The 22,247-nt window shown below is 35.0% G+C and carries 22 protein-coding genes and 1 pseudogene; 16 read left to right on the forward strand and 7 right to left on the reverse strand.

What is annotated here, in order from left to right:
- The 10 genes and pseudogenes from B2Z27_RS05060 to B2Z27_RS05105 form a co-directional block, all read left to right on the forward strand.
- A partial coding sequence (locus B2Z27_RS05060) for a heavy-metal-associated domain-containing protein (RefSeq protein WP_286812814.1) occupies nucleotides 1–494 on the forward strand: 494 nt, incomplete at its 5' end.
- Nucleotides 491–823 (forward strand): heavy-metal-associated domain-containing protein, encoded by a 333-nt coding sequence (locus tag B2Z27_RS05065; RefSeq protein WP_286812815.1) that lies wholly within the window; start codon nucleotides 491–493, stop codon nucleotides 821–823. The genes B2Z27_RS05060 and B2Z27_RS05065, both read left to right, overlap by 4 nt.
- A complete protein-coding gene (locus tag B2Z27_RS05070; RefSeq protein WP_286812816.1) occupies nucleotides 820–1,506 on the forward strand; it encodes a cytochrome c biogenesis CcdA family protein in 687 nt (228 codons plus the stop codon). The genes B2Z27_RS05065 and B2Z27_RS05070 overlap by 4 nt, the downstream gene beginning before the upstream one ends.
- Nucleotides 1,507–1,635: 129 nt before the next feature.
- Nucleotides 1,636–2,007, forward strand: a complete 372-nt coding sequence (locus tag B2Z27_RS05075) for an ArsR/SmtB family transcription factor (RefSeq protein ID WP_286812817.1) — start codon at nucleotides 1,636–1,638, stop codon at nucleotides 2,005–2,007.
- Between the two features lie 10 nt (nucleotides 2,008–2,017).
- On the forward strand, nucleotides 2,018–2,254 hold the full coding sequence (locus B2Z27_RS05080) for a mercuric transporter MerT family protein (RefSeq protein ID WP_286812818.1): 237 nt from the start codon (nucleotides 2,018–2,020) through the stop codon (nucleotides 2,252–2,254).
- 101 nt (nucleotides 2,255–2,355) lie between these two features.
- Nucleotides 2,356–2,661: pseudogene (locus B2Z27_RS05085) on the forward strand (YeeE/YedE family protein); the annotation flags it as partial.
- A 2-nt stretch (nucleotides 2,662–2,663) separates the two neighbouring features.
- On the forward strand, nucleotides 2,664–3,047 hold the full coding sequence (locus tag B2Z27_RS05090; protein ID WP_286812819.1) for a DUF6691 family protein: 384 nt from the start codon (nucleotides 2,664–2,666) through the stop codon (nucleotides 3,045–3,047).
- 257 nt (nucleotides 3,048–3,304) lie between these two features.
- On the forward strand, nucleotides 3,305–5,563 hold the full coding sequence (locus B2Z27_RS05095) for a heavy metal translocating P-type ATPase (protein ID WP_286812820.1): 2,259 nt from the start codon (nucleotides 3,305–3,307) through the stop codon (nucleotides 5,561–5,563).
- Between the two features lie 187 nt (nucleotides 5,564–5,750).
- Complete coding sequence (locus B2Z27_RS05100) at nucleotides 5,751–5,963, forward strand: heavy-metal-associated domain-containing protein (RefSeq protein ID WP_045079529.1); 213 nt, start codon at nucleotides 5,751–5,753, stop codon at nucleotides 5,961–5,963.
- 14 nt (nucleotides 5,964–5,977) lie between these two features.
- Nucleotides 5,978–6,763 (forward strand): zinc-dependent peptidase, encoded by a 786-nt coding sequence (locus tag B2Z27_RS05105; protein WP_286812821.1) that lies wholly within the window; start codon nucleotides 5,978–5,980, stop codon nucleotides 6,761–6,763.
- 115 nt (nucleotides 6,764–6,878) lie between these two features.
- Here B2Z27_RS05105 and B2Z27_RS05110 read toward each other — a convergent pair whose 3' ends face one another.
- The 5 genes from B2Z27_RS05110 to B2Z27_RS05130 all read right to left on the reverse strand — a co-directional run bounded on the left by B2Z27_RS05110 (nucleotide 6,879) and on the right by B2Z27_RS05130 (nucleotide 14,023).
- Entirely contained in the window at nucleotides 6,879–8,093 is a 1,215-nt protein-coding gene (locus tag B2Z27_RS05110) for a site-specific integrase (RefSeq protein WP_210707477.1), read from the reverse strand.
- 1,682 nt (nucleotides 8,094–9,775) lie between these two features.
- Nucleotides 9,776–10,243, reverse strand: a complete 468-nt coding sequence (locus tag B2Z27_RS05115; RefSeq protein WP_286812822.1) for a hypothetical protein — start codon at nucleotides 10,241–10,243, stop codon at nucleotides 9,776–9,778.
- A gap of 398 nt (nucleotides 10,244–10,641) precedes the next feature.
- Complete coding sequence (locus tag B2Z27_RS05120; RefSeq protein WP_286812823.1) at nucleotides 10,642–11,418, reverse strand: hypothetical protein; 777 nt, start codon at nucleotides 11,416–11,418, stop codon at nucleotides 10,642–10,644.
- A 674-nt stretch (nucleotides 11,419–12,092) separates the two neighbouring features.
- On the reverse strand, nucleotides 12,093–13,319 hold the full coding sequence (locus tag B2Z27_RS05125; protein ID WP_286812824.1) for a site-specific integrase: 1,227 nt from the start codon (nucleotides 13,317–13,319) through the stop codon (nucleotides 12,093–12,095).
- A 317-nt stretch (nucleotides 13,320–13,636) separates the two neighbouring features.
- Nucleotides 13,637–14,023 (reverse strand): Fur family transcriptional regulator, encoded by a 387-nt coding sequence (locus B2Z27_RS05130; RefSeq protein ID WP_215996628.1) that lies wholly within the window; start codon nucleotides 14,021–14,023, stop codon nucleotides 13,637–13,639.
- A 120-nt stretch (nucleotides 14,024–14,143) separates the two neighbouring features.
- Between B2Z27_RS05130 and B2Z27_RS05135 the strand changes: the two genes are divergently transcribed.
- The 4 genes from B2Z27_RS05135 to B2Z27_RS05150 all read left to right on the forward strand — a co-directional run bounded on the left by B2Z27_RS05135 (nucleotide 14,144) and on the right by B2Z27_RS05150 (nucleotide 17,436).
- The gene (locus B2Z27_RS05135; protein WP_286812825.1) at nucleotides 14,144–15,055 is read left to right on the forward strand and encodes an NAD(P)/FAD-dependent oxidoreductase; all 912 of its coding nucleotides are present in this window, start codon (nucleotides 14,144–14,146) and stop codon (nucleotides 15,053–15,055) included.
- Between the two features lie 115 nt (nucleotides 15,056–15,170).
- The gene (locus tag B2Z27_RS05140) at nucleotides 15,171–15,797 is read left to right on the forward strand and encodes a class I SAM-dependent methyltransferase (RefSeq protein ID WP_091606943.1); all 627 of its coding nucleotides are present in this window, start codon (nucleotides 15,171–15,173) and stop codon (nucleotides 15,795–15,797) included.
- Nucleotides 15,798–15,932: 135 nt separating this feature from the next.
- Entirely contained in the window at nucleotides 15,933–17,138 is a 1,206-nt protein-coding gene (locus B2Z27_RS05145) for a bifunctional alpha/beta hydrolase/OsmC family protein (protein WP_286812826.1), read from the forward strand.
- 16 nt (nucleotides 17,139–17,154) lie between these two features.
- Entirely contained in the window at nucleotides 17,155–17,436 is a 282-nt protein-coding gene (locus tag B2Z27_RS05150) for a DUF427 domain-containing protein (RefSeq protein ID WP_286812827.1), read from the forward strand.
- A 52-nt stretch (nucleotides 17,437–17,488) separates the two neighbouring features.
- Here B2Z27_RS05150 and B2Z27_RS05155 read toward each other — a convergent pair whose 3' ends face one another.
- The gene (locus B2Z27_RS05155) at nucleotides 17,489–17,737 is read right to left on the reverse strand and encodes a hypothetical protein (RefSeq protein WP_058103995.1); all 249 of its coding nucleotides are present in this window, start codon (nucleotides 17,735–17,737) and stop codon (nucleotides 17,489–17,491) included.
- 130 nt (nucleotides 17,738–17,867) lie between these two features.
- The gene (locus B2Z27_RS05160; protein WP_286812828.1) at nucleotides 17,868–20,204 is read right to left on the reverse strand and encodes a TonB-dependent receptor domain-containing protein; all 2,337 of its coding nucleotides are present in this window, start codon (nucleotides 20,202–20,204) and stop codon (nucleotides 17,868–17,870) included.
- A 227-nt stretch (nucleotides 20,205–20,431) separates the two neighbouring features.
- Here B2Z27_RS05160 and B2Z27_RS05165 point away from each other — a divergent pair, with 227 nt between their 5' ends.
- Nucleotides 20,432–21,460, forward strand: coding sequence for a sensor histidine kinase (locus B2Z27_RS05165; protein ID WP_286812829.1), 1,029 nt, complete (start codon nucleotides 20,432–20,434; stop codon nucleotides 21,458–21,460).
- Nucleotides 21,457–22,161, forward strand: coding sequence for a response regulator transcription factor (locus tag B2Z27_RS05170; RefSeq protein ID WP_321826463.1), 705 nt, complete (start codon nucleotides 21,457–21,459; stop codon nucleotides 22,159–22,161). The genes B2Z27_RS05165 and B2Z27_RS05170 overlap by 4 nt, the downstream gene beginning before the upstream one ends.
- Nucleotides 22,162–22,247 lie beyond the last annotated feature (86 nt).

The following is a 22,247-nucleotide window of genomic DNA, read 5'->3' on the forward strand; positions in this document are numbered from 1 at the left end:
AAAGTGATAATCCTGCTCAAATTCTCAATCAGTTTAAAGCGGTTAACAAGGGGTTTGAAAAAGCCCAACATCTTCTTTTAGATGAAGTGTTCAGAAAAGCATTGGCTATTAAAATTGCAGAAGCATTAGAAACTTGCCCAGGCAATTGCGGTCAAGAGGAAAAAATTGCAACCATAAGAAAGCAGTTCCCAAACTTAAATCTTTACGAGCTTACAGATAAAATGAAAGAAATTGAATCTATTTATGAATTTCTACAAACAAATACAGAAAAAAATATGCAAACTATAACTTTAACCATTGACAATATGGTTTGTCAAGGTTGTGCCGAAAAAATAACGGACATCTTAACAGAATTAGAAGGAATTAAAAAGGTAAAAACCAAAGCGATACAGAAATCGGTACGAGTGGAATTTAATCCAGACAAGATAAATGAATCAGAAATAGAAACTGCCCTGACCAAATCAGGATATGAACCCAAAAAAGCTGTTATATGAAAACCGTTTTCAATTCTTCATTATTGTTACTATTTATGCTTTTAATGGGTTGTGCTGAAAACAGTAATAAAAGTAAGCAAACTGACGTAAATCAAGCTGATAACGTTTCTGTTGAAATTTCTATTGAAGGAATGAGCTGTATGTCTTGTGTAGCAAATGTGAAAAAGACACTTTCTGATTTGAACGGTATAAATGAAGTAAAAGTTAGTCTTGAAAACAAAAATGCAACACTACATTACAATCCAAATATCATTTCAATAGACAAGATAAAGCAATCCATTAATGAAATTGGTTATAATGCGGGAACTGTGAAAAAATTATCTCAATGAATTTGGAGCATTTTTTAAATGAATTTACTGCTGCATTTCAAGACGGCTCAATTTTAAGTTTAGGAATAGCTTTTGTGGCAGGATTGATTTCAAGTGGTGTTTGTCCTTGCACGTTACCTGTTGGACTTGGATTTGCAGGTTATGTTGGAAGTACTTCTGTGCGAGAATCAAAAACAGGCTTTGCAGTAACTTTTTCGTTTTTTATCGGTATTGTAGTTTGTTTGACATTATTAGGAGCAATTGCAGGCTATTCAGGAATTTTCCTGACCGAAATATTTGGTAAATATTGGGCTTTAAGTATGGCAATAATAACATTAATTGCAGCAGGAGTTGCATTTTACGGACCATATTTACGTGTAAAACAACTTGAATCCTTACGAAAACCAGGAATTGGTGGTTCATTCATTTATGGATTTATATTTAGTTTAGGTACAGCAGCCGCACCTTTATTGCTCTTATTGTCTTTTGCAGTTGCAAAAGCGAATTTAATATATGGTCTACTTCTCGCCCTATGCTTTGGTATTGGAAGAGGACTTCCTTTTTTGGTTGTAGGTCTTTTTTCAAGTTCTGTTTCAAAACTTGCCAAATTGTCTTGGTTGAGAAAAAGTATTCAAATAATGAGTGCCCTCGCTCTTCTATATTTAAGTTTCTATTTCTTTAGGATCTTCAGCTTTTATCTATAATTAGTTTTCACCCACAAGACGTAATTAACACCAAAATACCTAAAATTTCTCTATTGCTTAAGAACTATATTTTTAAGTATTTGCTTAAATACGTAATTAATTATACCTTAGTTCGCCTAAATAATTATTATGAAAATGGAAATTTCTTGTACGAGAGCTGAAGCTGACCATAAGCAGTTGCTAAACTGCAAAACGGTCATTGATGGTATGACCAATGATTTCGATAAAATAACAAAACTACTATCCATCTCAGGTAATGAGGTTCGTTTGAAAATTCTATTTCTCTTAAATATGGAAAAAGAACTGTGTCCTTGTGATTTATCCGACATTTTAGGTATGAGTGTTCCCGCGGTTTCACAGCATATACGAAAAATGAAAGATGCAGCTATTATAAGCTCAAGGCGAGAAGGACAAACCCTATACTATTCATTGAACGAGGATGAGACCGATATTCTGGATAGTATTTTTAAGTCAATTCAATTAAAAAGAAAAACAGCATAAATTTTTAATAATGAGTACCGTAAAAACATCGAAAAATGCAGCTTATACAGGTTTGTTTGCTGCTGTAGCCGCATCATCTTGTTGCATACCACCAGTTATCGCATTAATAGCCGGCGTTGGGGGAAGTGCATCGGCTTTATCTTGGATGGAACCTTTTAGACCTTATTTAATTGGTATCGCTGTCATAGCAATTGGCTATGCGTGGTATGATTATCTAAAACCGAAAAAAAGCAGAGGATTGTTGTGAAGTAGATGCAAAGCCAAAGTGGTTTCAAACCAAAGGTTTTTTAATTGGTATTACGGTATTTGCGGCTATATCCATAAGTTTTCCATATTATGCTCACATATACGGTTGAAATTAACCCTAAAGTTGCCCAACAGCTCTCGGACGACTACAATATTACAAGTGCTGGAGAAAGCTATATGCCACCAGAAATATTCGCTACAGATACTTTAGCTAATCCTTTTATAATCGCTGTATTGTTAATAGGCGGTCTATTGGTTGGTTTTGGTCCAAGATATGCAGGTGGTTGTACATCGGGACACGCCATTTCCGGATTAAGTAATCTGCAATTGCCCTCACTTATAGCTGTTATAGGCTTCTTCATCGGTGGGTTGGTAATGATACATTTAATTTACCCTTTAATCTTTTAAAAATGAGATACATCACATATTTAGCAATTGGTATTTTCTTCGGAATTATAATGCTCAAATCCGAAGCCGCATCGTGGTTTCGTATTTATGAGATGTTCCAGTTTGGCAGTTTTCATATGTACGGAATAATAGGTTCAGCTTTGGTGCTTGGAATCATTGGCGTTCAGATAATCAAAAGAAAAAAAATTAAACCGTTTGACGGAAGTGAAATGAGTCTAAAGCCTAAAGATAAAAGTGTCGCTCGATATTTAATAGGTGGAATTATATTCGGTTTAGGATGGGCTCTTGCAGGTGCGTGTCCTGGCCCTATGTATGTACTGGCAGGCGCAGGTTATGTTTCTATTTTGGTTGTGATTTTTGGTGCAGTTGTAGGTACTTTTTTATAAGGTCTTGTAAAAAATAAATTGCTACATTAAATATTAAAAAAGTTATTTAATATGGGGGTGAATATAAACGTGAGGTAATATCAATATTTTAAATGGAATTTATTTCAAACAACTATCATCTTAGTAGGTTATGATTGTATAAAAAAGATAGTTTGACAGTATATTCAACAAGCAAATTTTACAACTTTTTCAGCGAATAACGTAACCGCTTACCTATATTCTATTCCGAAATTTGTGTAAAATAAAGCGAGTGATAAATGGAGACAATCAATATATTCGAGACTGAAACTAAGGAGCAAAAAACGGGAATAAAAGAATCATTCCCGGTTACAGGAATGACCTGCGCATCGTGTGCAGCAAGCGTTGAATCTGTATTAAAACATACGGAAGGCGTTTTTGATGCAAGCGTAAATTTTGCCAATAGCTCTGTTCTTGTAGAGTACGACAAAGAGTTGAGTCCTAATCAGCTTCAAAATGCACTTCGCGAAGTGGGCTATGATATTATCATTGATGCGGAGAATCCTTCGGAAGTACAACAAGAACTACAGCAAAAGCACTATCAAGACATAAAAAATCGCACTATTTGGTCAGCCATTCTTACGCTTCCAATTTTTGTATTAGGAATGTTTTTTATGCAATGGGAACCAGGTAAGTGGATTTCTTTACTATTGGCTTTCCCTATTCTGTTTTGGTTTGGGCGTAGCTTTTTTGTCAATGCTTTCAAGCAAGCGAAACACGGTAAGGCGAATATGGATACCTTGGTGGCCTTGAGTACCGGAATTGCATTTTTGTTTAGTATTTTCAACACCTTTTTTCCTGAATTTTGGTTGAGTCGTGGTATCGAGCCTCACGTCTATTATGAGGCGGCTACTGTCATTATAACCTTTATTTCCTTGGGGAAACTCTTGGAAGAAAAGGCAAAATCCAATACCTCTTCAGCCATTAAAAAGCTGATGGGTTTACAACCCAAAACGCTAAAGATTATTGAGAATGGGGAAGAAATTGAAATCCCCATTTCATCTGTTCAGGTAGGGCAAACTATTCTTGTAAAACCTGGAGATAAAATTCCTGTTGACGGATTGGTATCTAAAGGAAGTTCTTTTGTTGACGAAAGTATGATTACAGGAGAACCCGTTCCTGTAGAAAAGATAAAGGATGAAAAGGTATTTGCAGGTACTGTAAATCAAAAAGGTAGCTTTCAATTTACTGCTGAAAAAGTAGGTGGCGAAACCCTGCTTTCCCAAATCATAAAAATGGTTCAGGAAGCACAGGGAAGCAAAGCACCTGTGCAAAAATTGGTTGATAAAATCGCAGGAATATTTGTTCCGATTGTATTAGGGATTTCTATTATTACCTTTATTGTTTGGATGTCGGCTGGAGGCGATAATGCATTTTCACAAGCCTTGTTGACATCTGTAGCAGTATTGGTTATAGCCTGTCCTTGTGCGTTAGGTTTGGCAACACCTACTGCCATTATGGTGGGTATTGGTAAAGGTGCAGAAAACAATATTCTTATAAAAGATGCCGAAACTTTAGAACTTGGTCATAAAGTGAATGCGGTCATTCTTGATAAAACGGGCACCATTACAGAGGGAAAACCTTTAGTAACTGATATATTCTGGAGGGATAAACTTGAAAATAAAAATGAATACAAACAAATTCTTTTGGCTATCGAAGCACAATCAGAACATCCTTTGGCAGAAGCGGTAGTCAACCATTTAAAGGATGAAAAAGTTGAGCAAGCTGAAATTGCTTCTTTTGAAAGTATCACAGGGATGGGTGTAAAAGCTCAAACAGAAAATGGTTCACAATACTATGTGGGGAATCATAAACTAATGCTTGAGAAAAATATTCAAATCGATGCTTCCTTGATGCAAATAGCAGAAAGTCTCGAAGAGCAAGCGAAAACAGTCATTTTCTTTGGCAATGAAAAACAAGTGCTGGCGATACTCGCTATTGCAGACAAGGTTAAGGAAACTTCAAAAAAGGCTATAGCAATGCTTCAAGAAAGAGGTATCGAGGTCTATATGCTTACTGGAGATAATAATAAAACCGCATCTGCCGTGGCAAAACAAGTGGGAATAACGAATTACCAAGGAGAAGTAATGCCTTCTGAAAAAGCAACTTTTGTTGAAAAATTACAAGCTGATGGTAAGATAGTAGCTATGGTTGGTGATGGTATCAATGATTCCCACGCTTTGGCACAAGCCAATGTAAGTATCGCAATGGGTAAAGGTTCGGACATCGCAATGGACGTAGCGAAAATGACCTTGATAACGTCAGATTTGCAATCCATTCCAAAAGCGTTGGAACTCTCAAAAAGAACCGTATTGGGCATACGACAGAATCTGTTTTGGGCATTCATATATAATCTCATTGGGATTCCAATTGCAGCAGGCGTTTTGTATCCCGTAAATGGATTTTTATTGGACCCAATGATTGCAGGAATGGCAATGGCTTTCAGTAGCGTATCAGTAGTTCTGAATAGCTTAAGGCTTAAACGAGTAAAACTTTAAGAGGCCGTTTTGAAAGTTATGGTTAGAATTTTTATAGATTATTTTTGATACAGAACGAGATAAAATCTTTTAAGGATAGCAGGGCTATCGTTCAAAATTTTAACGAAGTAATGTGCAAAAAGAAGCATAAAAAAATAATTGATAACTTTTAAAATGACCTCTATTATTAATTTTAAATTCAAATACTATGAAAACTTTAAAATTTAAAACGAATATCAATTGTGGTGGTTGTGTATCAAAAGTGACCCCTTTTTTAAACAAGCAAGAAGGTGTAGAAAGTTGGGAGGTGGATACTGCCAACCCAGATAAAATTCTAACAGTAGAAAGCGATGGTGCTTCAGAAGAAGATGTAAAGGCTACATTGCAAAAAGTAGGCTTTAAAGCGGAACCAGTAGATTAATAGCTCGGTATAATATGGTTTATATTTTAATTTTTGTTATGATTCTTCTCTTTGCTATTCAATTTTACAGAAAAGCGAAACGCCATAGCGTAAAGCCTTTTCCAGAGCATTGGCACAAATTATTAATGAAGAATGTTCTTTATTATAAAAACCTTTCTAATGGCAGGCAACTTGTTTTTCAACAAAGAATGATGGAGTTTTTAAGTGAAGTTTATATAGATGCTGTGCAGTTTGAATTGGAAGAATTGGACAAAATTTTAATTGCTGCGAGTGCAGTAATACCTGTTTTTGGATTTAAAGAATGGCATTACACTAATTTAAGTGGTATTTTATTGTACCCGGACAATTTTAATGAAGATATGCAATTTAGCAGTAAGGATAACTCACGCCATATTGGAGGAATTGTTGGGAATGGACGTTTTGAGAAGCAAATGATTTTATCCAAAAAAGCATTGTATCACGGTTTTAAAAACACAACAGATAAAAGCAATACTGGCATACACGAATTCGTACATTTAATTGATAAGTTGGATGATAGAACAGATGGTGTGCCAGAACGATTATTAGAGTATCAATACGCCATACCTTGGCTGAATTTAATCCATAAGGAAATGGAAGCCATAAACGACAACCATTCTGATATCCGAAAATATGGTGGTACAAACCAAGCAGAATTCTTTGCAGTAGCTTCAGAGTATTTCTTCGAGCGTCCAGACTTGCTTAAAAAGAAACATCCAGAACTGTATAAAATGTTGGTTAAATGCTTCAATCAAAAATTAGCATATCCAATTCAAATTTAGTTTCTATTTAGGAAAGACTAAATCTGTTATTGGAAATCATAAAGAGCAGACATTTTGTTGTTACAAACAGGTTTAGCATATTCAAAATATCCGCTCGTTGTTTTTTTGATTTTCCTTAAAAGTTTATAACACTATCCAATGCATCATCTGCTTCTTTATGGATGAAATTGGCTTGATAGTTCAAGGTGGTTTTCAAATCACTGTGGCGATACAATTTTTGAAGCATTAAAGGATGTATTGCATCCCCAGCAATATTCCCAAAACTATGACGGGCGATGTGCATAGTTATTTTCTTATTTATTTTAGCCTTTTTAGAGATTGATTTTAGATTATTATTAAACCTCTTTGTAGCAGTTTTTCTCTTGTTATATAAGTCTTTCGCATTTTCAGGGTCGGCCTTTTTCAATTCAGGAAAAACATAATCATCATCGCTTCTTTTATCTTCTCTATATTGGTCTAGAATCTTCAGTATCTTTTCAGGAATTTTTAATGATAGAAGCTTTGCGTTTTTATGCATTCTATAATGCAGTCTATTGTCATAAATATCTGACCATCTTGTTCGCAAAACATCAGAGACACGCATACCGGCAAAATTGAAACTATACAGCCATACATTTCTAGTATGTGTTTCTATTGGACATAAATTAGTGAGGTTTTCAATTCTTTGAATCTCTAAAATATTCAGACCAACTTTGGAGGTTTCAGGGAACCTAATCCGAATTTTGTCTGTTCCAAATGGATACAATTCTCGACTTACAATTTTATGCTTGATAGCCCTATTGAACAAAAGCCGGATAAGAACCAAAATATTCATAATCGAGGTTTCTGAAAGAGAATGTTTTACCTTTAAGTTTAGCATTAGCTTTTTAAGATAACGTTCATCTATTTCTTGAAATGAAAGCTGTTTAGTTTTATTGAACCTAATAATAAAACTTACCCAAGCTTTATCCGTAGACAAACGATTTAATTTTTCCGAACTTTCCAAATCGTCAAGATGTTCTTGAGCCAATTCAAAAAAGGTTGAGCTATTTCCAGATGAATAAATTTCTTTCTTTATTTGGTTCGCGGATGCATCTTTATTATCAGATTGCAACGTGATAAGCGCTTTATTAGCTTCTGAAAGTTTTTGGGATAGTAAACTATTTAGATTGTCAAAATTGGAGTTTGACTTTTTAACACGAATATTCTTTTCGTCCCAATCTTCCAATTCAATATAGTGACCTATGTATTGGTATGTTGATTTACGATTTTTTGTGATGCGAATAGCAAGAGGGTAAAGACCTTCTTTATTCGACTTTTTGCGAAGAACTATTTTTGCGTTTGATGACATTGTTACCTGTTTTTAATACGAAAGTCAAATCAGGTACAACATTTGGTTCTAGAACCAGTATAAAGATACAATATTATTGGGTTCTTTGGGTACAACATAGGTACAACAAATGCTGAAATCAATTGATATTAGATGATATCAAATAAAATGTGAAATCACTTAAACAATTGGAAATGAATGACTTTGTTCTTGTTTGGGCAAATGTACGCTAGACTTAGGATCTAGTGCCGCAAGGTGTGAGAGTTCGAGTCTCTCCGCCTGTACAACAAGGGAAAGCCGACTTTTAGGAGTCGGCTTTTTTAGTTCTGGGTAACACATGGGTAACACAATTGGATATTTTTCGGTTGGACATTTTAGATGATACCATTTCCAACCTTTTGATGTCAAATTGAATAATTGTTAGTCTTTTATGGGTGTTTCAGGGACGAGCCCCAAATCTTACCATGACTTAATTGCGCCTGGATCCTGTTTCGATTTTATAGTGTTCCGGCAGATAAGCGTAAGGTAAAATCGAAATAGGGCGCCCCTACTTTTGATTTGGAACACTTTTCTTCGATTTCTTTCACTTTGCGACCATCGGGAGTAAAGCGAGTTTGTTTTTGTGGCCACAAGAACACATCTCGCGCTTCCTGACCAAATCCATTTTTGTGCCATACTGCCAATATTACTTTTCGGTCTTCAGTGGTACACTTTTCAAGCTAAGCTTTTAAGTTTTCCTGCTTAATTTCTACCCTTTTATATTCATTAAAGACTGCTGATGAAGGAAAAAATAGAATCTTCTTTATTGCTGATCGTACTAAGTTTGTGGTCCGTTTCTAATACATCCATTTTCAAGGACGCATTTTGAAAATCTGAAATTTTAAATCTTTTTTTCTTCACCAGCTTATTATTTCCAATTTCACCTACCTTCTTACCCAACTTAATAATGAAAGGGCCTAAAGCTTAGGTCGGTACTTAAATTCAAGTAACCTATATTACCGTTTAGGAAGGAGAGGTAACCTTTAGGTAGGATTAGGATTATAGAAGTTACCCAGTTCCATGTCCTAGTGCCACTTGCCTCTTTCGTTCCTAGGTAACTAGGTAGGTACTTTTCCATATTTTCTAAAATTTCACGGATAACATTCAGGAGAAAATTGCTTTACAAAACTGGTGTCAAATGTAATCAGTAAAGTTTGCTTTAGTGAAACGGTCAATACTGTTGGACGGTGGACCCTTCAACCTTCACGACGATGAAACAATTATTTTTTTCTTTCAGTAGCCGGACAGTTTTACCTAAATTTTTGATGATATGATGACAATGTCCGTAACAGCCCATAATCATTATGCTTTAAGCATCATCGATTTGTCATCACCGCATCATTTTTTAATATTTCAAAGGCTGTTCCGTCATCATTATTTTTTTTGATGACAAAATGATGACAGCATCAGATACCGTAAAAATTGACCTCGACATATTCCGTCATCGTTTCATCAAAATGTCTGGCCGAAATAAAGTAACACCGCTTTTTTTCATTAGTGACCAATAGAATAGTATTTAGATTTTTTATAATGATTTCTATGAGGTTTGAAAAAAGTTGTTTCTACAATGGTTCGTTATTTAATACTACTTCAAGATGCTGCACCATTAAAAATGAAAAAAGACCCGCTGAGGGGTCTTTTACTTTAATAATAAATTTTAGAATTTAATTGCCCTCGCTCAACGAAAAACTTCCGTCACCAGTGAAAGAGTTAACGGTAATCGTTACCGACCATATACCAGAGGTTCCTGCATCGGTTACCCCAGAAAAGGAATCAGGCTCAACCGCTCCGTTCAAAGACCTGTTTAAAACGGTATTGCCATCGGCATCCAACACAACCATATTGAAAGTACCTTCGGTAGTTGCCGTAATGTCAGCATTATAATCTGCAGTGGTAAGATTGTTGTTCCAACTAAATACGCGTGTTGCAGAACCGCCATTTCCCGTAAAGCTTGCATCAACATCGCCATTAAAATCTGAACGGTCACCAACAACAAAATCAGATGGGGTGGCTCTTAACTCGGTCCCATTAACGGATACCCTTGCAAAAGCATCGTCATCTTTGCTGCATCCAACAAAAGTGGTCGCCGCGACGGCAGTAAGAATTGTAAAAAATAAATTTGTAAGTTTCATAACATTTATAAGATTTGATTATTTCATTTTAATAACAACATTAACGGGCAAAACCCTACTTTATTGTCCCTTTTATTTGGCAACATACTGTTACTGGATGTATTTCGAATTATTCAAGATAGCTTGTAGAAGGTATTTGAAAGGGATATAGACGTTTTATATAAGGACAGTTAAAAAGACCGAGATAAGAATTCAGGGCAGTGTCCTGAAAATCGTTCGTTTTAAAATACTATCTACGATTACCTATTTAAATCGAAGTCATTGAACCTAGGAATTTTTTGGTATGGGACATCCTATTATTTTTTTGATGCCAAAATCAAAAGCCGGTAAAACCGGCTTTTAAATTTCATAAAGGGATTTGGGTTGTCGCTTAAGAAGTTTTGGAAAATAGATTTAGATTAATCTTCTAAAAGGTCAATCTGTGCTTTAATGGCATTACGAATGCTCTGGGCCAAATCATTATTTCCATCTGGGTCAGAAGGACTGATTTCAATTGTTCCATCGGCATTACCATCAGAAGCTTGGGATAGATTCACCCCTACCGTACTGTCAAAAACCAGGCTTAAGTCAAAATCGATCACGATACTTTCTGGGGTAGAAGAAATCGCAATATCAAAGGTCGGATCTTCGAAATCCACTTCTACCTCATCTTCAAAATCGTGCCAAAAGATAAAAGGAGTTCCTTGAATCGTACCTTGGATAAGTACGGATTTTCCGAACAGATCGCTTGTAGCATCGGTACTTGTGTCGAACTTGAATTCCAGTTCCTCAAAATTGCCCATGGGTAGGGAAACGTTCAGGAAACCGATCTGTCCGGCCATCAAATCAAGTTCAAAAGGACCGGCTAGTTCGATATCATCCTCGAAATCATAATAGCCGTTATCGTCCCATTGCTCGTTATCATCGGCCTCATAGTCATCTCCCGAATCTTCAAGATCGAATTCCAACTCAAATTCTTTAAGGTTCATTCGAAAATCAGTGACCACTACATCATTATTGGTGGTCTTGGCCGTAAGGGATTTCCCAGTAGGACTACTGAAAGAGCTTTTCGCGCTAACACTCAGCGTACCTGGACCATTGGGGGAATCTTCTTTAGAACAGCCAACAAGTGTCATAATCGATAGGAAAAAGACGAACTTGAAATAATTTAAATCTACTAATTGTGAATTTTTCATGTTAAATGATTTGGGGTTTATTTGGTATAAACAACTCAACGCTCCTATACCCTACCTTACATAACGACAAAAATTTATAAAATTGTGCGAAATTGATTTTAATAATCTGTAATTGAGGCCTTTCGAATTCTCATATAATTATGGAATGTAGAGTATAGTACAATGTTTTGATGTTTCGCAAGAATCATTACCTAATAATTAGGTAGGTATTGATGGCTGAAAGAATTCATAGGTATAATATCAAGTGTTCCCTGAAATACAGTGAGGGGGTGGATGTCACCACAGGAGTAATTATTATAGAAAAAACAATGACCAAAACAATTGAAGACTTATTAAAAGGACCTGGAGAAATAAAAATTCGAATTAACCATTATCTATTGGTCACAAGTTTAGGGTCTTTAGCAGCGCTTTAATCAATAAAAGTGACTACGGAAGGTAAACTGACCTTATTATAAGAAAATTTCTTGGGAAATGAAGGTCAGGTTAAACCTCAATATCAATTTTCCTCCTGTTGTTATGGGGATTCACAAAACGGCCGTTTTATGGGGCATTTTAAAGGGGATAAAACCTTTTTCATAGATAGTCCTATTCCCGGTCTCTTTTAGTATTCTCTTTAATTAAGCTTTTACGGGATAGAAAAAATTACTTCGTTGTAGATATTTACAATTCTATGATTATTTAGAAAAATTAATTATTGCGTTTAAAGCTTCATCAGCATTCTTATGAATGAAGTTGCCTTGATAACCTATGGTAGTGCTTAGATGAGTATGTCGATATAATTTTTGAAGCATTTGCGGAGAAACTTTATCACTGGCTATATTTCCAAAACTATGACGGGCAATGTGATTGGTGATTTTTTTGTCGATTTCGGCAAGGTCTGCAATTACAGTTAGGTTCGTATTTAGTCTTTTGATTGAAGTTTTAATTCTAGAGTAAATAGCCTTAGAGTCATTGATGGGTATTGTCTTAAGTTCTGGAAAAATATAATCGTACTTGTTTTTTTTATCGACTTGGTAATGGGATAAAATTTTAATTACAGGTTCTGGAAGTTTTAAAGAATCAGCCTTATCATTCTTACTCATTTTGTAGTATAGCCTTTCAGCCACAATATCACTCCAACGCATTCTTAAGACATCCGAAATCCGGATTCCCGCTAAATAGAATGAAAAAAGAAAAACGTTTCTAGTATGCCAAACTGCTGTTCTTGTGTCCAAGTCAAGTTCTTCGATTTTTCGAATTTCATGTTCATCAAGACCGATTTTAATGGTCTGGGGGTATTTAATCTTTATTTTGTCCTTACCAAAAGGATAGAATTTTCTATCCACAATTTTTCTGCTAATAGCTTTATTGTACAGTAATCGAATCATAACGAATATATTCATTACTGAGCGTTCAGATAGTCCTGATGTAGTTCTGAGATAAATTTTTAATTTTTTTAATAAATTCTCATCAATTTCCTCAAATTCGAAGTTCCGTTTTTTAGCGAATTCTTTTATTCTGTTTATTTTACTTCTATCAGAGATTGCCCTATTATGATTATTTGCTTTGATTAAATCTTCGACATGCTCATCGGCAAGTTCGAAAAACGATAGCCTCTTGGTGTTTTTTCTGATGGAGTCTATAATTTGTTTTGCGGAATAATTCTGTTTCGAAGTTTCCATTTCAAATATGATATCTTCAATCTCATCATACTTCTTTCTTATTAGCCTATTCAACTGCTTATTTCTTGAATGGGAAGATTTTACTTTTCCGGCTTTTTCGTCCCAAAATTTCGGGTCTACCTTTTGCCCCAAATGGTAATAACTTCGTTTACGATTTACGGTGAGCCTTAGAGCAAGTCTATAATCTCTGTTTCCTTTTGTGTCGGTTTTAGTGTGTAAAACTGTTTTTAAGGTTGCCATATCTTACCGATTTTTTATAAAGATAAACATTCGGGGTAACACATGGGTAACACATTTTATGGTTTCATATCGATTCAAATGAGTATAAATAAAATTATAAGTAATTAAATATCAATGATTTGTATTATTTTGGTATGATTTGATATGCTTAAAAGCTGAACTTAGGATCTAGTGCCGCGAGGTGTGAGAGTTCGAGTCTCTCCGCCTGTACAACGAAAGCCTTTCAGGAAACTGAGAGGCTTTTTTTATGGATACTTTGAATGTTTTCTTTCTGATACTTCATCAGTTGAATTCTATCAGGTTTTTACAACAAGAGATTATAGTTGTGAGCAATTATTGCAAAAACCGGATATAATTAGATTGTGGACTTTTGCCACATAACCATCCGGCAATGGTACAGATATATCTCGTTCTAAACATTCCACTTTTCCGCATTCTAAACATCTAAAATGCATGTGGTTGTGAGAATGTAGCTGCTTTTCTTCTCCACAATTGGAACATAGGGCAAAGTATTGTTTACCATCGTCGCCAACAATTTTGTGTACTTTACCGTCTTCACAGAATCTGTTTAGAACTCTATAAATGGTAGCTCTATCAATATCAGATTCAATATTGGCTTGTATCATATCATGACTCAAGGCGTTCCCCGAAGATTTAAGTACTTGCAAAATTTCGGTTTTAGATGGTGTTTTTCTTCTCTTCATAGTTTTAATGCGACTATGTTGCAATATACTAAAATTTCATTACATTTGCATTGTGTTAAAGCGACATAATCGCATTAATGAAAATGTTTTGTTTTAAATCAATATTCAAAATACACTTATATGGTAGATAGTAAAATTTTTGATGTTATTATTATTGGAGGTAGTTATGCAGGTTTATCAGCTGCAATGTCCTTAGGTAGGTCATTGAGAAACGTATTAATTATTGATGGTGGTAAGCCCTGCAATAGGCAAACACCACACTCACATAATTTTATTACACAAGACGGTGTAGAGCCGAGCCGTATTAATGAACTAGCAAAAGATCAAGTGCTTAACTATGATACCGTGGAGTTCATTGAAGATTTTGCCCTTAATGCCAAAAAAACTGAATCAGGTTTTAATATTACGACGTTATCTGGTACAGTTTTCAATGCCCATAAATTGATATTTAGTAGCGGTATAAAAGATATTATGCCAGATATACCGGGTTTTTCTGATTGTTGGGGTATCTCTATCATTCATTGTCCTTATTGCCATGGTTTTGAAAATAAAGGTAAAAAAACGGCTATTTACGCCAGTATACCTAGAGCTTTACATTTGGCTCCATTGATCAAGAATCTTACTGGTAACCTAACATTGATCATAAAAAATATGACCGATTTAAAAGAAGATGAAATTCAAATATTAAAGAATAATCAAGTTAAGTTCATAGTTGCTGATATTACTTCAATTGAACATGATTTGGGTAATTTAACAAGTATAGGTTTTAGCAATGGAGAAAAACATTCTTTTGAAGCTCTATACGCATCGTTACCATTTGAACAGCATTCACAATTACCTCAAGAACTAGGGTGTACCTTTACTGATGACGGGTATATTGATGTTACCCCTTTTCAAGAAACTTCTATAAAAGGTGTTTATGCCTGTGGAGATAATTCAAATATGTTAAGGTCAGTTGCAAACGCAGTTAATACCGGAAACTTTACCGGTGCCAAGGTCAATGCAGATTTGGCCAATGAGCAATTTAAATAATTGCTATTACAGGCTATTGCTAACGTTCAATAAAATATGTGTGAGATCATAATTAAGGTTAGTGGTGAACAAAGTCATTTTTCTGTAATAAAGTATGCCTTATAAACTGATTGTTATGGATGATTTTTGGGAGCTTAGTTTTAAGAGAAACACTGTCATGTGGGGAAAGGAACCAGCCGATGCCGCGGTTATGGTAGCCAATAGTTTTAAGGTTAAAGGCTACGATGAAATTTTAATGCCCGGCTGTGGCTATGGTAGAAATGCCTTGCCCTTTATTGCTATGGCAATGAATGTTACAGGAATAGAAATTTCGGCTACAGCTATAGCTATTGCATCTAATTTGGTACCTGATAAATTCAAAATTTATAATGGTAATGTAACCGATATGCCATTTGATCAAAAGTTGTATGATGGTATTTTTTGCTACTCGTTATTGCACCTTTTAAATAGTGTACAAAGAAGTAACTTAATTAGAAATTGTTATAACCAGCTTAATATAGGTGGTTCTATGGTTTTTGTTACGTTGTCTACTAATGATCATCAATTTGGTAAAGGAACCAAGATTTCCAAAAACCATTATTTATCCAAACATCATATTGAATTATATTTTCATGACATCGCTTCTATTCACAAGGAATTTAGTGATTATGGTATAAGTGATGTAAGAGAAATTATTGAGCCTGTAAAGGGTATGAAAAATGCTTCAAATCAGCATTTATGGGTGATTACCTGTACCAAATAAACTGTTGGTTCATAATAACTATGAGTAGGTTTGTGTAGATCATATGGTTTAGAAGTATAGTAGGTGTTGTAAGTTTTTGGTTGAATTCACCTCTAATACTTTAATATTGGTTGAATTGTAATTAAAACAATAGTTATGGGTTTTGAAAAAGTATCTTTTATTAATTCTCAAGGAAAAAAATTAGCGGCACGACTAGAAAGACCTGATAACCAAGAACCTCATAGCTATGCTATTTTTGCGCATTGTTTTACTTGTAATAAGAACTTTTCTGCGGTTCGTAATATATCAAGGGCATTGGTGAGTAAAGGTCTTGCCGTGCTAAGATTTGATTTCACCGGACTTGGAGAGAGCGAAGGGGAATTTGAAGAGACCAACTTCTCCTCTAATGTGTCCGATCTTATTGAGGCTGCGAAATATTTAGAACAGCATTATAAAGCTCCATCTTTATTAATTGGTCATTCTTTAGCTGGTGCTGCCGTAATATTTGCTGCGTCTGAATTAGATTCTGTTGCTGCAGTTTCTACAATTGGGGCGCCGTCTTCACCAGCTCATGTACAACATTTATTTAAGTCCAATGTAGATGAAATAAATGCAACAGGTAAGGCAAAAGTGAATATCGGAGGACGCGATTTTACCATTAAAAAGGATTTTATAGATGATATTGAATCTAAACCCATGAAAGAGGTCCTAAAGAATTTAAGAAAACCGTATTTGGTGCTGCATTCTCCTCAAGATACCATTGTAAATATTGAAAATGCAAAAGAATTGTACCAATATGCTCATCATCCAAAGAGCTTTATTTCTATTGATAAGGCCGATCATCTTTTGATGGATAGTGTAGATTCTACCTATGTAGGTAATGTTATTGCAGGTTGGGCAGAGCGGTATTTGGATATTCCTAAAGGTACACCTTTAAAAACATCTCACCAGGTGGCAGTAAGTATTGGTAATGAGGGTTTCACCTCTGAAATAGTGGCTGGTAATCATTTGTTGATCGCAGATGAGCCAAAGGATTTTGGCGGTAATGACTTTGGTCCGTCCCCTTATGATTATGTTTCTTCAGGATTAGGTGCTTGTACGGCCATGACGTTGAGAATGTATGCTTCAAGAAAAAAGTGGGACTTACAAAAGGTTATAGTACATGTTGATCACGGTAAAGAACATGCTCCTGATTCTCAAAATACTTCGACTATTAAAAAGATCGATACTTTTAAACGAAGTATAGAATTGTTCGGTGATTTAGACGATAGTCAAAAGAATAGGTTAATGGAAATTGCAGATAAATGTCCTGTACATAAAACCTTGTCCGCAACATCGGTTATAATAACAAAACTTAAATAAAATAAACTAAAATAATATGGTAAAGGCTATATGGAATAATACGGTAATTGCAGAAAGTGATTCTATGGTACAGGTTGAAGGCAACCATTACTTTCCACCTTCAACAATTAAAAAAGAATATTTTAAAACTACGGATACACATACAAGTTGCCCCTGGAAAGGAGTAGCATCTTACTATGATATAGAGGTTGATGGTGATGTCAACAAAGATGCCGCATGGTATTATCCAGAAGTATCAGAATTGGCAAAAGGTATTAAAGGGTATATCGCTTTTTGGAAAGGGGTAGAAGTAAAGTGAAATAAAAAGGACCGGAACAACCGGTCCTTTTGTTTTAAGCTTGTATTTTTATCTATGCTGTGGCATTCTGTGGTGCCCAGTGACTGCATGACATACCTGGAGCTGCTTTTTGTGGGTTAGCGCAATCGCTAGATTCAAACTTTACACAGGTTACACAATTAGTCTCATCTTTTAAGGCTGCTTTCATTTCAAAACTATCACACGTATAACTATTTCCTACTTTTACGCCATGTACTTTACACGTGTTGCCTTCAACCAAATTATCACAATTAACACAACTATTTCCAAATCTTATCGACATAATCTTCTATTTTAAGTTCCTAATAAATTTACATTCACATACGTTTAGAAGCAATTTAAATAGCTGTAGTTCAGTAGTATGTATTTAGATTATTTAAAAATAGCTGAACATGTGTTTTATATGTTTTAACTTAAAAATGTTTTTGTCCAGAAAACTCCATAGCCTCTCCTTTACCGAAACCAAAACTTATACCCAATGTAATAAATCTTCCGCGCTTACTATAATCTCTTAGGTAGTAGGTAGGTTGTGTGGTTATACTTTCACTTATACGCGACGCAAATACATCACGTACGCTCAAGTTTACAATAGCTTTACCTTTTAAAATCTTTTTTCTTGCCCCAAAATCCATAAATAAATTTTCAGATACTTCTTGTTGCAAGGTTCTATAATTTGATCGGTAATTACCTATAAGTTCAATGTCAATATCTGCAGGTAATTTAAACTTACCTGTAAGTCGCGTAGACCATTGATCTCCAGTAAAATCAAATGAGCTTCCTTCAAAATCCCCTTCACGGGCAAAGTGGCTATAATTAAAATCATTTGTAAACGACACCCAGTTTGCAGGTATGTATTTAGCATTGAATTCAATACCAGTAGTGTTGCTTGTGCCCACATTTTCTGGTCTGGATATACTTACATTGTCCTCAAATTCTACGATCCGTTCCACAACATCTTCAGTATGTCTGTAAAACACGCCCAGGTTCATAGACATTTTACCAATCTTATAGATACTGGTTACCTCAAAACTGTCCGTGAATTCAGCTTGTAAATCAGCATTACCGGTACTGATACTAAAGTTATTCCTAATATTGAAAAACGGATTCAGATCCCATAGTCGTGGTCTAAATATACGTTTAGAATACCCTGCTTGTAATGAAAGGTCATCATTGATCTTATAAGAAGTGTGCCCACTAGGAAATAAGTTGTTATACTTGTTGTCATTGGCAACGTTGGTGTTTCTCAATAGTGTGGCAACATCGGTATCTTCAAAGCGAAGCCCTACTTTAAGGCCCCATTTATCGCCTTCGTAAGCTGTAGTGCCATAAATGCCCAATACCTTTTGGGTCCACTCAAAAATATTGGTCAGGTTTGGGTCTTCTATAAAGTTTGTACCGTCATAATTACTTATGGCAAAATCGTTTTCTACATCATTAATTTGATATTGTGCACCGGTTTCCAATGTAAATTTTTCTGACCAAGGATGTGTATAATCTGCTTTGAACGTATATTCTGCCTGGCTAAAATCTGTTCTACTTTTTTGAAGCATGTCATCTTCATTACCAAAAGTTGTAGTATTCGTGAAATTACTGGTCTGGTCTTTCGCAAACAGATTTCCGGTAGCGCTTAATAGTAGAGATTGTTCTTCATTACCTTCAAAGTCTTTTTTGTATTGAAGTTCATACGAGTATTTTGGATTGGTTGCTTCGGTTAATTCTTGTCTTCTAAAAGCATCGGTCAACGAGTTGCTTGCATCAAATGTGCTAAAAATGGCATCTGCATTTTCTTTCTCCCATTCATAGGCAAAATTTCCTGAAAGGGTAATGATGTTTAGTTCGTTTATATGATAATCGGTTCCTAAGATGAGATTGAAAAACGTCTCGTTTTTGTCATTTTCTCCAAAACTGCTAATGTAGGTACCATCTTCTAAATTTCTGTTTTCAGTTTCCTCATCACTTGGAAAAGTTCTACGACCAAAACCAACTTGACTGAATAAGTTGAATTTTTCTGTTCGTCTGTTAAGACTTAGGCCCAAACTGTGGTTGTTGGGTACACCTGTATTGAGGGTAACGGCACCGTTAAGTCCTTTTTGCTCCTCTTTTTTTAAGACGATGTTTATAATGCCCGATGTGCCTTCTGCATCATATTTTGCAGATGGGTTCGTAATTACCTCAATGCGTTCTATCATATCTGCGGTTAAGGTTCCCAATGCGTTCCCTTGCTCATTAGCAATTACGGAAGGTTTACCGTTGATCAACATTTGTACACCTTGACTTCCACGTAAGCTTACGGCTCCTTCTATATTAACGTTAACAGATGGTACGTTGTTTAAAACCTCTAATGCACTAGCGCCGGTACTGCTTAAGTCTGCCCCAACATTAAAAACACGTTTGTCCAGTTTAAATACGGTTTGGCTAATTTCGCCTTCTACAACAACTTCATCTAATTGTTGTGAATCTTCTGAAATGGAAACAGAGCCTAATTCAATTTTGTTATTGGTAATAGTAGGATTGTCAAATCTTTGGGTGGTAAACCCTATAAAACTGACTTCAATATAAAAATCAGAAGCCGTAGTTTCAAGAACAAAACTGCCATCCTGTAGGGTAGTTGTGCCAACAATTGGCTTTTGGTTAATTGGATCGCCTACCAAAACTGTGGCAAATTCTATAGGTTCGCCATTATTGGTCTCTATAATTTTACCAGTGATCGTAATTGTATTTTGTGCCAATGCTGTTTGGCTAAAAAGCATTGAAACTAATATTATAAATGAGTAGTAAATTGGTTTGTACATGTTAAAGGTTGATAAGTTGAACCGTAAAAGTGCACATAACTAATTTTGTTTTATTCTTAAATTCTGCAAACGACGTTTGTAGTAGTGCAAACGACATTTCTTTTTGTCGTGGCGTTTACCAGTAAAATAATGTCGATGACAGCCTTAATAAATAGCGTAATCCAATTATGTAGTATTTTTAAATAATGACCATAAATTCTAAATTTAATAATAGCACAACCAAAGAAATTATCTTTCAGGTGCTACTGCATATTGTGGTCTTTCTTTTTTTTACGTTCGATAGAAATGAACCTGAAATTGAAGGTTTTAAAGTGTTGGCTTTTTTAAACTACGCCATAGGTGCCTTTGTGATCAATTACCTATTATTGCCCAAATATTACTATAGGAAAAGATATTTGCAGTTTTTTCTTTTTCTGATTCTTCTAATTAGTGCTATTATATCTTTTGAAGAGTTGGTTCTAGAGCAAATTTTTTATCCCAATACACGTGCAGTGTATTTTCCGGGAGTGGTCTATAGTCTGTTAGATGTAATGCCGGTAATATTAATTTTAGTAGGGTTCAAATTTGCTTGGGATGCCTCTAAAAAACAATTGGAGGTAGAAGAGTTACGTACTTCCGTTAAGGAAAGTGAGTTGTTGTTTTTAAAGTCACAGATCAATCCACATTTTTTATTCAACAATTTAAATAACCTTTACTCTTATGCCATAGAAGAATCCTCAAAAACGCCTTCTATTATTCTTGAATTGTCTGCAGTGCTAAGATATATGCTTTATGATTGTAAGGAAAAGTATGTAGCCTTACCCAAAGAAATGGAACATTTAAAGAACTTTACGCAATTAAATGAAATGCAGATAGAGGAACGAGGTAGTGTTAACTTTAAAACCGAAAATATAAAGAGCGGCTATCTAATTGCCCCTTTAATTCTATCTGTTTTTATAGAGAACGCTTTTAAACATAGTACGGCAAGTCAGTCTCATGGTATTTTTATAGATGTAAATGTGTCATTGGATGAGAAGGGAGTTTTAAATTTTGAGTGTAGAAATTCATTCTTAAAACTATCTAATACCCAAAGTATTTCAAATGGTATAGGTTTGCAAAATGTGAAGAAAAGACTCGAATTACTATACCCAAACGCGCATAAATTGCATATTCAAAAGGAACAGCATATTTATTATGTACATTTAAAATTACAATTGATACAGGCAAGCTTATGATGCAGTGTATTATAATAGAAGATCAACCGCCAGCGCAAAGAGTGCTTAAGAAGTATATTTCAGATATTGGCAACTTGCAGTTAAAGGCTACGTTTGCCGATGCAATTTTGGCAATGGAGTATCTAAAAACGGAGCATGTAGACCTTATTTTTCTAGATATTCATTTACCTAAGATTTCAGGAATTGAATTTTTGAATGTTTTAAAGCAAAAACCTAGCGTAATATTGACCACGGCATTTTCAGATTATGCCTTGGAAAGTTATGAGTATGGGGTGGTAGACTACCTTTTAAAACCGTTTTCATTTAAGCGATTTGTACAAGCGGTCCATAAAGTGCCAACCAAAGAAAATTTTTTAATGGATGGAACGGTTCAAAATGATAATGTTTTACCTGATGTGATTTTTGTAAAATCTGGCTATGAACATGTTAAGATTGAAGTGAGGAACATAAGTCATATTAGATCCGATGCGGACTATACAGAGATTCATTTGGTAAAACACAAATATCTGTCTCAAGAAACCTTGAAATACTGGCAAGAGCACCTAAATAGCCTTAAGTTTTTAAGAGTACATAAATCTTACATCGTAAATATGAGCAAGATTAAAAAAGTGATTGGAAATCATGTGGTATTGGAAAGGAATGTGAGGGTGCCTATTGGTAGAGCCTATAAAGAGGATTTTATGAAAAGCATTATAAAGTAAATGTAGTTGGAAGAAGCTTTTCTCTAATGACGGATAAATATAAAAAAGCCCCTTTAAAAGGGGCTTTTATAATGTAATTTTTTGCA

Source organism: Maribacter sp. UBA3344 (genome assembly GCF_002362375.1).
Classification (GTDB): domain Bacteria; phylum Bacteroidota; class Bacteroidia; order Flavobacteriales; family Flavobacteriaceae; genus Maribacter; species Maribacter dokdonensis.